Here is a 14,456-nt window from a genome sequence, read left to right on the forward strand (position 1 = left end):
CTCTGTTCACTCAGAGTGGTTTTTTTTTATCTCAACATTATACCTATATTTGCCACATGGAAAAAGAACATCAAATATTTGGAATTAGAGCCATTATAGAAGCCATTCAGGCGGGAAAAGAAGTGGATAAAGTATTTATTCAAAAAGAAATTTCCGGAGAATTAATGAAAGATTTAATGAAGGTGATGAAACGCGCTAACATTAATTTTTCTTACGTACCTGTAGAAAAACTTAATCGATTAACTCCAAATAATCATCAGGGAGCGGTAGCAACCATCTCTCCTATTGGTTTTATTGAACTGGAACATTTGGTTGAATCAACAATCGAATCCGGATCAAAACCTTTATTTTTAATACTGGATCAAATTTCAGATGCCAGAAATTTTGGTGCTATTATCAGAACTGCTGAATGTACCGGTGTAAATGGAATCATTGTTCAGAAAGCTGGTTCTGCTCCAGTGAATGGTGATACGGTTAAAACTTCAGCCGGAGCAGTTTTTAATGTTCCAATCTGTAAAGTAGAACATATCAAAGATGCCATTTTTTACCTTCAGGGGTCAGGTATCAAAACAGTAGCTGCTACCGAAAAAACCGACCAAAATATATACGACATTACATTAAACGAACCAGTAGCTATCATCATGGGATCTGAAGACAGAGGTATAAATCCTTCTGTATTGAAAATTGTTGATGAAAAAGCAAAATTACCGATGTTCGGATCTATCGGATCTTTAAATGTTTCTGTTGCGTGCGGCGCATTTTTATACGAAACTGTTCGCCAAAGAAGTTAAAACATACGAAGAATTGAGAATTACGACGACAAATAAATAACAAATTAATGTCTTCAAGATATACTCATAACCAATTCTTTTTCAAAATCTGTTGCCTGTTTGTAATTGTGCTAATTACAAACTTAGGCTACGGACAAGCAATCAACTACGGGCAATTTTAGAATGAATACAATTATGAGGCTTACTTTTTCATAACACCTCTATTGAATTTAGTATCGAAACAAAAACAATCATTTTACGGCAAACATCAGTTATTCACCTCCGTTTCCGTTTTTGTAACTACATAATTAACCGCAACGTCCGAATTAAAGTAAGTTGTTAACACCAAAGGATCTTCCTCTATTACCTCCGTATTTACGAAATTTCCATTCTCATCAAAATGCTTCATAAAAGCATCTTCATCGGGATTAAAATCCGGTTTCTGCCATTCATAAACAATAGGTTTTGCATACTCAGGGGTTTTATAAAGTAAAGACATAACAAATCCGGTAATGAAACCTGCCAAATGTCCTTCCCAGGAAATAGTTTTATCAACCTCCGGAAAAACATACCAAATCATTCCGCCGTACAGTAAGATGACAGATAATGAGAGCGCCACTAAACGATAGTATCCAGTTTGGATTCCTTTAAAAAAAATGAAACTGACTAAAACATAAATCAACCCGCTGGCACCAATATGAAAATTTTCACGACCAATAATCCACGTAATTAGTCCTGAAAATAAAATACCGTAGCCAATCACTGCGAAGGATTGTTTAGAATAAAAAAATTGAAGTGCAGCCAACAATACTAAAAGAGGGATAGAATTATTGTACAAATGACTTAAATTTTCATGAATGAAAGAGCTGAACAAAATACCCTGCAGACCTGACAGATCTCTTGGATAGATTCCGTACTGATAAAAATCGAAATCAAAGCGTATCTGAACCCAGTACACGATCCACAAAAAAAGGACAAAAAATACCGGAAGACCAATAACTGCAGTCGTAAATTTAAAGTGGTTGTCGTTCATAATTTTTAAGGTAAATTTTAAATGATAACATCAAAAAACTATCCAATTACAATTTACTGATAATTTGTCAGCTAACCGAAATTCTTAAGCGCGATTCTAGCCCTGATGGAAGCGGCATCCTTTTGTGTCCGCCGCAGCGAACACAAAAGATACAGCGGACAGCAGGAATAGCTTCTAAAAACTATAAAATTAAAACCGAAAACTGTAATTTTACAAAATGGAAGCACCTTTAGCCGAGCGTATTCGCCCACAACACTTAGAAGATTACATCAGTCAGAGTCATTTGGTTGGTCCAAACGGATCTTTGACGCAACAAATTTCGAAAGGAATAATTCCGTCGTTAATCTTCTGGGGACCTCCCGGAACAGGAAAAACTACCCTGGCACAAATCATCGCGCAGGAATCCAAGCGTCCGTTTTATATCCTGAGTGCCATCAATTCAGGTGTAAAAGATATTCGTGATGTCATTGAAAAAGCTAAGCAAAGCGGTGGACTATTTACTGCTAAAAATCCTATTTTGTTTATTGATGAGATCCATCGTTTCAGCAAGTCACAACAAGATTCACTTTTGGCCGCTGTCGAAAAAGGCTGGATTACACTTGTTGGTGCAACGACCGAAAACCCAAGTTTTGAAGTCATTCCTGCATTATTGTCACGTTGCCAGGTCTATATCTTAAATGCTTTCACAAAAGCCGATTTAGAAGCTTTATTGCATCGAGCGCTAAAAACGGATACCTACCTGGCTTCAAAAAATATCACTTTAAAAGAAACGGAAGCTTTATTGCGACTTTCGGGAGGTGACGGACGAAAACTTCTCAATATTTTTGAGCTCGTTATCAACGCTTCTGCCGGTGATGAAATTATCATCACCAACGATCGTGTTTTTGAATTGGTACAACAAAACACAGTACTGTATGACAAAAGTGGAGAACAGCATTACGATATCGTTTCTGCCTTTATAAAATCTATTCGCGGAAGTGATCCTAATGGAGCTGTTTATTGGCTGGCCAGAATGATTGAAGGTGGTGAAGACGTAAAATTTATTGCCCGAAGAATGCTTATACTGTCGAGTGAAGACATTGGAAATGCCAATCCGACTGCCTTTATCATGGCCAATAATACCTTTCAGGCAGTAACTACAATTGGCTATCCCGAAAGCAGAATTATACTGAGTCAATGCGCCATTTATCTCGCCACTTCTCCTAAGAGCAATGCCTCGTATATGGCGATCGGCAATGCTCAACAATTAGTAAAACAAACCGGAGATTTACCAGTTCCCATTCATTTGAGAAATGCTCCAACCAAACTTATGAAAGAACTGGGTTACGGTGATGATTATAAATATTCGCACGATTATGCCAATAATTTTGCTGAGCAGGAATTTCTACCAGATGCCATAAAAGAAACGGTTCTTTACAATCCGGGGCACAATTCAAGAGAGAATAGCAACCGCGAATTTTTAAAGAACCGTTGGAAAGACAAATACGGTTATTAAAACCGTATTCTATTTTTAGAATTTAACTGAAACTTTTTCAGAAACTAATTGATCGTTTTTATAATATTCAAAAAACCATTGATTGTCTTTTGCATTTAAAGATCCCTGAACTCCGTCTTTTATAGCGATAAATGAATCCGGACGAGATGTTTTCAATAATTTCATTACCACTTTTGGCGTTTTATCAATTAGCTGGTAACCATTCTCTGTTGGCTGTGCATACAATAAATTTGGATCTTTAAGATCAACCACCGGAGCCGCCTCTACAACTTTAGCAGCTATAACTGCAGTTGTCAACGGAGTCGCCGGAATTGAAGATTTCACAGTATTGGCACTTTTTCCATTGTATTTATAACGCAACCCGTTTACTGAAACAAACGCAAGATCAAGACATTCTCTGTAAGCTGTTTCATATTCCTTCTCTTTACTTTTTCCTACCGCGGATGTAAAAATCACTTTACCGTAACAATCTTTAAATTCTACAAAAAGCTTGGTAATTAAAAAACCATTTTCTTTTTTAACATCGGCATACAAAAGATCACAACGGTCACCAAAACCTTCCGGAAGTACCTCATTAGCATAAAAAGCCTGAAAACCCGCTTTGTTTAAATTCGCTTTTGTCATTGTTGACGTTCTGTATTGATTTTCTGTTCTAAGAAAATCATATTTTAAAGGCACAATAACCGCTTTGTAATCATTAACCGATTGTGAAAATCCAATAACTGATGTAAGGAATGCAATCAATAAAAATTTTATTCTCATAATTATAAATATTTTTTTAGTTCTAATAAATGGTTTACTTGTTTAATATTTTGCGGAGCTTCGATTCTTTTTTCATTAAAGAAAATAGCATCAAGACCAGCATTTAAGGCTCCATTGACATCCGCATCCAGACAGTCTCCTATCATAACACTACTTTCTTTCGAAGCTTTGGCAACACGAAGTGCATAATCAAAGATAATACTATTTGGTTTCTTCACACCTGCCAACTCAGAATTTGTGATGGTTTCAAAATAACCTGAAAGTGATGCATTATTTATTTTCTTATCCTGAACATTTGCAAAACCGTTGGTAATGATATGCAGTTTGTATTTGGGTTTTAAATACTCCAAAACTTCAATTGCTCCTTCGAAAAGATGATTGTTGTCGGTTAAAAATTCAATATAATCATTAGCAATCTCGTTGATATTTTCATCTGATATGACATAATTCAAAGCGTCAAAAGAAAACTTCAATCTATTGTAACGGAGTTCCAGATGTGTTATTTTATCGTTTTGGTATAATTTCCAACACTCCTGATTGATTGGAGCATATTTCTCGATAAAATCTTCTGTTTTAATTTCGGGGTATTTACTTTTAAAAATTCGATCAAAAGCCATTTCAGAGTTTTTGTCAAAATCCCAAAGCGTATGATCTAAATCAAAAAAGACATCGGTAATAGTGGTATTCATAATTTATAAAATTCCTTGATCTACAAAACTATAATATTTTGCTTCAGTTATAATCAAATGATCCAAAACTTTAACATCTAAACTATCCCCAGCTAATTTTATCTTTTTCGTCAACTTTTTATCGGCATCACTGGGCAACAAATTTCCTGACGGATGATTGTGACATAAAATCAATCCCGTAGCACCTGTTTCGAGTGCCAATTTAAAAACGATACGCACATCTACAATGGCTCCTGTAATTCCGCCTTTACTTACTTGAGATTTAGAAATTACTTTATTGGAATTATTCAGGAAAATCACCCAAAACTCTTCGTGAGACAGTTCTCCAATAATGGGCTGCATAATTTCGAAAACTATTTTACTCGAAGTAATTATCTTCAAATGAGACACATCCTCTGCCCTTCTTCTTCTTCCAAGTTCTAATGCTGCAATAATTGTAATTGCTTTTGCCAGCCCTATCCCTTTAAATTCCATTAACTGAGCAATAGATTTTTTTCCTAAAGAATTTAAACTCCCGGCACTGGCCAGTATCTTTTTACTTAAATCAACAGCAGATTCATTGCGACTGCCTGAGCCCACTAATATCGCAATCAACTCGGCGTTACTTAAAGCTTCTTTGCCTTTTAACATTAATCTTTCACGAGGTCTGTCGTCTTCTGACCATGCTGAAATAGGAGAATAGGTTCCTTTTGAAATCATTACAAAAATTTAAAGAAGCGAAGATATTTAAAAATAAGAAAAAACCTTCAAAAAAAACATAATTGTTTTATGCTTTTTACTAACTTTAAAATAAAATCAATTGCAAATGAAATCACTCAGCAAACTTCTCTTTCTGACCCTTTTTATTTCCTGCCAACAAAAAGAAACTAAAACCATAACTTCTCTGTCTGCCTCTCATCCAAAAAATTTTGAGGAAAAATTATCCGATGCAGCAATCTCAATCATTGATCCTTCTATAGATTACGATCCTTCTTACTTTAAAATTAACTATCCGAATGGTGATGTCCCAAAAAACAAGGGAGTCTGCACAGACGTCATTATTCGATCCTATAGAAAATTAGGTATTGATTTACAAAAGGAAGTTCACGAAGATATGATTGAGAATTTCTCTGATTATCCAAACTTAAAAAAATGGGGAATGACAAGCACAGATACTAATATTGACCATAGAAGAGTCCCCAATCTAGAAGTATTCTTTGAACGAAAAGGCATAAAACTACCGCTTTCTCAAGATGCCAAAGATTATAAAACCGGAGAAATTGTTACATGGATAATTAATAATAAACTGCCACACATTGGAATTGTGACAAACAAAAAATCCAGAGATGGAAAACGAAATCTAATTGTACATAACGTCGGCCAAGGCCAGGTTCTGGAAGATTGTTTATTTGAATATAAAATTGTTGGACATTTTAAATATCAAAAATAGGTTTAAAATTCCACCAAAAAAGAAATGCCAACTGTATAACAATTGGCACTTTATTAAATTTTCTAATTGGCGAATTACTCAATCAGTCCTTTCACATCATCAAAATTCAATCCTCCGTAATTACCGGAACTCATTAATAATAAAGCTGAATTTTCAAGATTTAAATTGAAAAGATATTCTTTAAATTCATCAGGATTGGTGTAAATAATTAAGTCTTCGCGATTAAAAGAACTTGCTATCTGCTCATAAGTCACTTCTTCCAGCTGTTTAATTTTTACCGCATCCGGTGAGTAAAATACTACTGCAACATCAGCATATTCAAGAGCTCCTTCATACTCTTTTAAAAACTCAGCGTTCAAACTGCTGTAACTGTGTAATTCCAGACAAGCCACTAAAATTCGGTTTGGATACTGTTCTTTTACGGCTTTTGTAGTTGCAGCTACTTTACTTGGAGAGTGGGCAAAATCTTTGTAAGCTACTTTTCCTTTTCCTTCTGCTATTTTTTCTAATCGTTTTGAGGCTCCTTTAAAACTTGCGATTGCTTCATAAAAATCGGCTTCGTCAACTCCCATGTTTTGGCAAATCCACTTTGCACCGGCAAGATTATTTAAATTGTGTGCACCAAAAACTTCAATTGGCATATCACCTTCCGGAGTTTCTAATAAAGTTACACCATCATTAACGGTATATTTTGGAGTAGTATAAGCTAATTTACGGATTGGATTCGTAGCGGCTTCAGCAACACGTTTTACTTCCGGATCATTTTCGTTGTACACCAAAATTCCTCCATTTGTAATTTTCCCAATAAAGATTTCGAATTGTTCAACATAATTCTCATAAGTAGGGAATACATTGATGTGGTCCCAGGCTATTCCTGAAATCAAGGCGATATTTGGCTGATACAAATGAAATTTCGGACGTCTGTCTATAGGAGAAGATAAATACTCATCTCCTTCCAAAACCACGAAATCATTTTCTTCAGTAAGATGTACCATCGTATCAAAACCTTCTAACTGTGCTCCAACCATATAATCTATTTCGATATTATGATAATGCATGACATGAAGAATCATCGAAGTTATGGTTGTTTTTCCATGCGAACCTCCAATTACCACACGGGTTTTATTTTTAGACTGCTCGTACAAAAATTCCGGATAAGAATAAATCTTCAGCCCTAATTCCTGTGCCTTTAGCAACTCCGGATTATCAGCTTTTGCATGCATTCCCAGAATTATAGCATCAATATCAGCAGTAATTTTTTCGGGAAACCAACCCATTTCAGCCGGTAAGATTCCCTTTTTTTCCAACCTTGATTTTGAAGGTTCAAAAATAGCATCATCGCTTCCTGTTACCTGATATCCTTTATTGTACAATGCAAGTGCTAAATTATGCATGGCGCTTCCGCCTATGGCGATGAAATGTGTTTTCATTGAATACGTTGAATCGTTTATTTGTTGAACGGTTTAATCGAAAAGTGAAAATAGAATTCAACGATTAAATCGGTTAATTATTTTTCAAAAATAAGGAATTATAAAATGTCTCATTTGCTTTTAGTGCTAAATTAGTAATTTGTAGGGATAATATTTTTTAATCGTTCCCAACCTTTTTATCAAAAACATCATCAATAGACAAAACATCTCTTATGAAAAAAATATTATTTGTATTCTTACTATTTTCAGCAACACTCTTTGCACAACAAAATGATAAAAAATGGAGCAAGATTATCACTTTTGAAAACGAAGGTAAAATAAAATCTGCAAATGAACTTGTGTCTAAAATTTACGACAAAGCAATTGCAGATCACGATGAAGTACAATTAATAAAATGCTTTTTTTATCAATCTAAATACCTGCAAATTATTGAAGAAAATGCTCAAACTAAAATCATAAATAACTTAAGAAACCAGATAAATCAAGTTTCGATTCCTTCAAAAGTTATACTAAATTTAGTTTATGCGAAATGTCTCAACGGCTACTTAATTTCTAATAATTATAAAATCAGAAAACGAACAAATACTGAAATTTATAATGATGATTTTCTTACTTGGACTGAAAACAGTTTTAATGATGAAATAAACAAGGCTTTAAAACAAACATTAGAAAATGAAAATGTACTAAAGAATACCCCTCTAACAAAATATGATCCTATTTTTGATTACGGAACTTTAGAGAAATTCAAACAAGAAAATCTATATACATATGCCATTGCAGAAAACATTGCATTTTATACCCAAAAGATACAAACATGGCAAATCCAAAAAAATGATTTCAAGCTTTATTATAATGCCTTTTTAGGGAAACACGAAGATTTTACAAAGCTTAATCTGAACTTTATAACCAATGAATATCTTCGTTTGGTTCTTACATTATATCAAAACCAGGAAATTAATAATCCAAACTTAGAGAATCATTTTAATCGTATTCTTTTTTGCAAATTGTACTTAATTGAGCCTGATAACAAATATTTAAATACTCTAAATACTTTACAAATAGGGACACAAGATGAGATATTAATTCAAAAAATCCAATTAGAAAAATCTGATGTTCTAATACAAAAAGCCTCTAAAGAATTGTACCCGGACTACAATATTAAAGCTGTAGCTCTTTTAGACAGTATTTTAAAAATAGAAAACAGATCAAATGCGTACAAATCTGCATTGAGTCAAAAACAAAAGATTTTATTGAAATCTCTAAATGTTCAACTACAAAAATATACTTACACTAACGAAAACACGAGAGCTCTCATTCAGTATAAAAATGTAAACCAACTAAAAATTTCTTTCTATAAAATAAATCAAAATCAGGTGGCCTACTTGGATAGATTTTACAAAGACAGAGATAGTTTGTTTAGAAGCATTACAGAAAAACAACAACCAATATTTTCAGATTCCTATGACCTAAAAGATAAAAAAGATTATTTTCAACATTCTACTGAAGTACTTTTACCTCGTTTAACAACTGGTTCTTACTTAGTTTATTTTGAGAGCGAATCTGACAAAGAAGTAAAAAAAGTATTCGCATACCAAACTATTACAAGTTCCAACCTTATAGTTCTAGCATCACAAAATAATAAAAAAGAAACATTTCAGGTTGTAGACAGAAAAACAGGAAAACCTCTCGAAAATGTAACTATAAAATCTCCTACATTTAATATTAAAACAAATGAAAAAGGTTTAGCTTCTAATAATAAAGAAACTAATTATAACTACGAAAACGTAGAACTTTATCTTGCAAATGATACGCTTTCTATTGCAAAAAACTACATCAACTATTCTAATGATTACGAAACAGATAAAACAATTCAATTTAGAGGAAAAGTAGAATTTTACTTAGACCGTGCCATTTATCGTCCCGGACAGATTGTATATTATAAAGGGATCGCTTTTCAAAGAAATAATGGTAAAAATAATGTTGTTCCCAAAACTACTTTTAAAATAACCGTAGAGGACGCAAACGGCAATGATTTTAAAGAATTTGATGTTACTACCAATGAATTTGGCTCTTTTTCTGGCGAATTTACTTTGCCAAAAACTGGGTTAACAGGCAATTTTAAAATTATTGCTGCTGAACCCTACGATTATGAAAAAGATATAATTTATGATAAAGAAACAGACGAACATCCTTTTTGGAGCAATTTCGATTTAGAAGATTCTCAAAAGCAATTTAAAGTAGAAGAATACAAACGACCAAAATTTGAAGTAACTTTTGATCCTAAAAAAGAAAGCTTCCAAATCAATCAGGCTTTAAAAGTGAAAGGATCTGCAAAAGCTTTTGCCGGCAGCAATATCTCAGATGCAAAAGTCACTTACACCGTAACACGATATGTAAGTTACTTTAGAAATTATTATGGTCGAGAAGAAAATGAAATTCTTTCATCTGGAGAAACTAAAACGGATGCTTCAGGCAGATTTACTGTTGATTTTACCGCCTTTCCTTCTAAAAACTCTAACAAAGAACAATTACCCGTTTTTAATTATCAGATTCAGGTCACTGTTACTGATATAAACGGTGAAACCCATGATGCTGAAACAACTCTAAAAGCAGGTTATCATGACTTAATCCTGAATACCGAAATTCCTCATGAAATTGAAACTAAAAACAAAAATAAAATTAAAATAACCAGTACGAATTTAAATGGAGAATTCCTGGCTACTAAAGGCGAACTAAAAATCTATTTTATTCGTCCTTTTTCTAACAAATTTAAAGCCAGAATCTGGGAGAAACCAGAAAGTGAAACTATTTCTGAACAAGACTTTGAAAAATTATTTCCTTATGAAAATAATGCAAAAACACTCCGCGAAAAACAAAATGAAACTTTAGTTTTTACTAAAAAAATCGATACTGAAAAAGATGCAAACATCCCTCTTGATTTTATAACCGAATATAAATCCGGTTATTACAAAATTGTTGTCTCTGCAAAAGACCACTTTGGTAATCCAATCGAAACAACTGAAAACTTTGAAATCACACAAAGCAAAGACAAATTTAATCCAAGTAAATTATTTACCGTTAAACAAATAAATGAGGTTCCTAAAAAAGATGGCTTTATTCTCTTTAAACTTACCTCTGCTATTCCTGAACTCTATATTACAACAAGTGGAAATTATACTAATACTGTATTTTTTGAAGAAGCCAATCATCTTCAGAACAACGAGCTTACAGTAAAGATTCCATTAAAAAATGAATTTGAAAAAACACTAAAAATAAGATTTGAAAGTATTTTTGAAAACCAGTCATTTAACAATGAAACTGTTGTAATCTTAAAACAAACTGCACCAAAATTAGAATGGAAATCAGAAAGTTTCAGAAGTAAAATACAACCAGGAAGCAATGAAAGTTGGTCATTTCAGTTAAAGAACAAAAACACAAAAAAAGAAACTGAAATTCTGGCCTCAATGTACGATAGTTCTTTAGACATGTTTGTTATTGACAAGTGGAATGGCCTAGAATTCGAAAACTATAATTATAATCAAGCTAGTATCAAATCTGTTTTAGGTTTACAGAACACATATATTACTTTACCGAATTTAAATACAAATCTAAAAGCAATTCAATTTAGTAATGAATCTACAAGTCTTATCTGGTTCGGATTCGACTTTAACAATCCAAACTCCACATACCTGCAAAACCAATATTTAAAACAGCTAAGCAAAAAAGCGAAAAAGCCTACTAATGTAAAATTAATCTCAGGAATAATAATTGACAATAGCGACCTACCCTTGCCCGGAGCTACTGTCACGATAAAAGGTACACAAAGAACCACAACTTCTGATTTTGATGGTTACTATCAAATCGAAGCTGCTTCAGGAGAGGAATTAATTTTCTCTTATCTTGGTATGACAACCCAAACCGTGGTAGTTTCCGGTTTGAAAAATATTGATGTTATTCTAGAAAAAGATTCTAATCTATTAGAAGGAGTCGTGGTTACAGCTCTTGGAATGAAAAAGGAAAAGAAATCACTTGGATACTCCACAAAAAAAGTAAGTTCCGAACAAATTGAAGAGGACACTAATGTATACAGTATTTCATCAGCACTATCAGGAAGAGTTGCGGGAGTCAGTGTAACTAGAAGCGAAACCTCAGACAAAATAATAATTCGCGGAACAAACTCTGATGAATCAAAAAATCCGATTTATGTAATAGACGGTGTAATTACATCGGGAGACACAATTCAGAATCAAAATGCATCAGACATCTTGTCAATAGATGTTCTAAAAGGAGATAAAGCCACAGTACTTTATGGAAGCAAAGGAGCCAACGGAGCCATAATCATTACAACCAAAAAATCCGTAGAGGCTTTAACACAAGTAAAAGCCAGAAAGAATTTATCTGAGACTGCTTTCTTTTTACCAAACTTAAGAACAGATGCGAGCGGAAAAGTAAGTTTTAACTTTACCTCCCCTGAAGCTTTGACGTCTTGGAAGCTTCGTTTACTCGCGCACAATAAAGATGCTGTTTCGGGTTATTTAGAGAAAAGCGTTATTACTCAAAAGGAATTAATGATTCTGCCTAATTTCCCTCGCTATTTTAGAGAAAAGGATACTATCGTAATTAGCGCTAAAATTTCGAATGTTACTGCCGAAACAAAAACAGGAATTGCAAGTTTACAGCTTTTTGATGCTGTAACCATGCAGCCTATTGATGCCAAAATGCTAAACACAAAAAACATCAAAAACTTTACTGTTGGTGCTTTTGGAAACACAACGGCAACCTGGACGATTTATATTCCCGAGGGGCTACAAGGTGTTCAATATAAAATTCTGGCCAAATCAGGCAATTTTTCTGATGGAGAAGAAAACATTCTACCGGTTTTGACTAATAATATGCTTGTTACGGAAAGTATTCCAATCTGGGTTCGAGAAAACTCAACCAAAGAATACACATTTGAAAATCTGAAAAACAGCAATTCAACTACTTTAAAGAATCATCAATTTACTTTAGAATATACTTCAAATCCAACCTGGCTTGCCATTGAATCACTTCCCTATTTAATGGAATACGAACATGAATGTGCCGAACAAACTTTTGCTCGTTTTTATGCCAATACTTTGGCCTCAGAAATTATTTCGAGTAATCCGAAAATCGCAGCTCTTTTTGAAAATTGGAGAAAGAACGGAAAACTAAATTCTAAACTAGAAGAAAATGACGAATTGAAATCTATTATTCTGGCTGAAACTCCCTGGCTGAAAGATGCTGAAACCGAAGACGAAAAGAAAAAAAATATCGCCCTTTTGTTTGATTTAGAAAAAATGAAAACTTCGAAAGAAGCTACTTTCGACAAATTAAAACAAAAACAAAAAGCATCCGGAGGGTTTTCATGGTTTGACGGAAGCAATGAAAGCGAATACATAACCCGACATATTCTGGCAGGTTTGGGTCATTTATCAAAATTGAATAAAACAGAAGATAACAAAGAAAAAATCGATGCGATTGCCAAAACCGGAATTCCGTTTCTGGATACTAAATTTTTACAATACTATAAAAACAGTATCAAAGACTTAAAACCAACGGAAAAACTAATCTGGATCAATCCATATTCAGATCTTCATTATTTGTATACCAGAAGTTTTTATTTAGAGAAATATCCACTTTCTGACACTTTAAAAAAAGTCAGCAAGCTTTATTTGGAAACGGCTAAAAAAGATTGGCTGAACTATTCTATTTACGAAAAAGGTTTAACTGCATTAACGTTGAATCGTTTTGGGGAAAAAGAAACTGCTAAAAAAATCATAGAGAGTCTAAAAGAAACATCATCAAGCAACGAAGACTGGGGAATGTATTGGATTGCTAATAAAGCAGGTTGGTATTGGTATGAGGCACCTATTGAAACTCAGGCGCTATTAATTGAAGCTTTCGTCGAAGTGAGTAACGACAATAAATCTGTTGATGCAATGAAAGTATGGTTATTGAAAAACAAGCAAACTAAAAACTGGCCAACGACTAAATCAACTACAGAAGCCATTTACGCTTTATTAATGCACGGTACAGACTGGCTTTCTGTAAAAGATAATACTGTTATAAAATTAGGAGCTGAAAAAATCATAACTAAAAAACTAGCTGAAACTGAAAAAGAAGCTGAAACAGGTTATTTTAAACTAAACTGGAAGGCAGATGAAGTTAAAAAAGATATGGCTTCCATTACTATTCAAAATAAATCAAAAATTCCTGCATTTGGCGGAGCTTACTGGCAGTATTTTGAAGATCTGGATAAAATCAAAACCAATTCAGGATCAGTCCTATCAGTTTCGAAAGAATTATATTTAAAGAAAAGCACATTAAAAGGTAATCAATTAGAAAAGATCACTTCCAAAAATTCTTTAAAAATAGGCGATTTGATTACCGTACGATTAATTATTACTTCAAAGGAAGATATCGAATATGTACATTTAAAAGACATGAGAGCTTCTTGTTTTGAACCTACAGATGTCCTTTCTCAATATCAGTATAAAGATCGTTTGGGGTATTATATGAGTACAAAAGATGCGGCAACTCATTTCTTCTTTGACCAAATCAACAAAGGAACTTATGTTATAGAATATGATATAAGAGTAAACAACAGTGGAGAATTCTCTAACGGAATTACAACAATTCAAAGTATGTATGCACCAGAGTTCACCAGTCATACTAAAGGAATCAGAGTAAAAGTGCAGTAACAACCTGTATAAATTCCAAAAGAATACTTCAAAAATTCTTCGCCACGAATTCACGAATTAATTGAATAAAATTTGTGAATTCGTGGCAAAAAAAATCAAACACCCGACAGGTATTAAAAACCTGTC

At 33.5% G+C, this 14,456-nt stretch carries 9 protein-coding genes; 4 read left to right on the forward strand and 5 right to left on the reverse strand.

Features of this window, described 5'->3' with window-relative positions:
• The first annotated feature begins 56 nt into the window (after positions 1-56).
• On the forward strand, positions 57-791 hold the full coding sequence (gene rlmB / locus ACAM30_RS05285) for a 23S rRNA (guanosine(2251)-2'-O)-methyltransferase RlmB (RefSeq protein WP_068843780.1): 735 nt from the start codon (positions 57-59) through the stop codon (positions 789-791).
• 247 nt (positions 792-1,038) lie between these two features.
• Here rlmB and ACAM30_RS05290 read toward each other — a convergent pair whose 3' ends face one another.
• A complete protein-coding gene (locus ACAM30_RS05290; RefSeq protein ID WP_369617542.1) occupies positions 1,039-1,803 on the reverse strand; it encodes a rhomboid family intramembrane serine protease in 765 nt (254 codons plus the stop codon).
• A 217-nt stretch (positions 1,804-2,020) separates the two neighbouring features.
• Between ACAM30_RS05290 and ACAM30_RS05295 the strand changes: the two genes are divergently transcribed.
• Positions 2,021-3,298 carry a replication-associated recombination protein A gene (locus ACAM30_RS05295; protein ID WP_264531377.1) on the forward strand — a complete coding sequence of 426 codons (1,278 nt, stop codon included), beginning with the start codon at positions 2,021-2,023 and terminating at the stop codon, positions 3,296-3,298.
• A 15-nt stretch (positions 3,299-3,313) separates the two neighbouring features.
• Here the strand turns inward: ACAM30_RS05295 and ACAM30_RS05300 are convergent, their stop codons facing one another.
• From ACAM30_RS05300 to radC, 3 genes are read right to left on the reverse strand one after another with little or no spacing between them, the layout of a single operon-like run.
• Entirely contained in the window at positions 3,314-4,060 is a 747-nt protein-coding gene (locus ACAM30_RS05300) for a hypothetical protein (protein WP_369617543.1), read from the reverse strand.
• A 2-nt stretch (positions 4,061-4,062) separates the two neighbouring features.
• Positions 4,063-4,749, reverse strand: a complete 687-nt coding sequence (locus ACAM30_RS05305; protein ID WP_369617544.1) for a YjjG family noncanonical pyrimidine nucleotidase — start codon at positions 4,747-4,749, stop codon at positions 4,063-4,065.
• 3 nt (positions 4,750-4,752) lie between these two features.
• Positions 4,753-5,448, reverse strand: coding sequence for a DNA repair protein RadC (gene radC / locus ACAM30_RS05310; RefSeq protein WP_369617545.1), 696 nt, complete (start codon positions 5,446-5,448; stop codon positions 4,753-4,755).
• 106 nt (positions 5,449-5,554) lie between these two features.
• Between radC and ACAM30_RS05315 the strand changes: the two genes are divergently transcribed.
• On the forward strand, positions 5,555-6,178 hold the full coding sequence (locus ACAM30_RS05315; protein ID WP_369617546.1) for a DUF1287 domain-containing protein: 624 nt from the start codon (positions 5,555-5,557) through the stop codon (positions 6,176-6,178).
• Between the two features lie 74 nt (positions 6,179-6,252).
• Here ACAM30_RS05315 and murC read toward each other — a convergent pair whose 3' ends face one another.
• Positions 6,253-7,608 carry a UDP-N-acetylmuramate--L-alanine ligase gene (gene murC, locus ACAM30_RS05320; protein WP_369617547.1) on the reverse strand — a complete coding sequence of 452 codons (1,356 nt, stop codon included), beginning with the start codon at positions 7,606-7,608 and terminating at the stop codon, positions 6,253-6,255.
• A gap of 212 nt (positions 7,609-7,820) precedes the next feature.
• Between murC and ACAM30_RS05325 the strand changes: the two genes are divergently transcribed.
• On the forward strand, positions 7,821-14,330 hold the full coding sequence (locus tag ACAM30_RS05325) for an MG2 domain-containing protein (protein ID WP_369617548.1): 6,510 nt from the start codon (positions 7,821-7,823) through the stop codon (positions 14,328-14,330).
• The last annotated feature ends 126 nt before the right edge of the window (positions 14,331-14,456 follow it).

The sequence above is a fragment of the Flavobacterium sp. CFS9 genome (assembly GCF_041154745.1).
GTDB lineage: Bacteria > Bacteroidota > Bacteroidia > Flavobacteriales > Flavobacteriaceae > Flavobacterium.

Coding starts and splice junctions, on each gene's coding strand:
- ACAM30_RS05295 (WP_264531377.1), top strand. CDS start 2,021: ATGGAAGCACCTTTAGCCGAGCGTATTCGCCCACAACACTTAGAAGAT.
- ACAM30_RS05325 (WP_369617548.1), top strand. CDS start 7,821: ATGAAAAAAATATTATTTGTATTCTTACTATTTTCAGCAACACTCTTT.
- ACAM30_RS05290 (WP_369617542.1), bottom strand. CDS start 1,803: ATGAACGACAACCACTTTAAATTTACGACTGCAGTTATTGGTCTTCCG.
- ACAM30_RS05300 (WP_369617543.1), bottom strand. CDS start 4,060: ATGAGAATAAAATTTTTATTGATTGCATTCCTTACATCAGTTATTGGA.
- ACAM30_RS05305 (WP_369617544.1), bottom strand. CDS start 4,749: ATGAATACCACTATTACCGATGTCTTTTTTGATTTAGATCATACGCTT.
- murC (WP_369617547.1), bottom strand. CDS start 7,608: ATGAAAACACATTTCATCGCCATAGGCGGAAGCGCCATGCATAATTTA.
- ACAM30_RS05315 (WP_369617546.1), top strand. CDS start 5,555: ATGAAATCACTCAGCAAACTTCTCTTTCTGACCCTTTTTATTTCCTGC.
- rlmB (WP_068843780.1), top strand. CDS start 57: ATGGAAAAAGAACATCAAATATTTGGAATTAGAGCCATTATAGAAGCC.
- radC (WP_369617545.1), bottom strand. CDS start 5,448: ATGATTTCAAAAGGAACCTATTCTCCTATTTCAGCATGGTCAGAAGAC.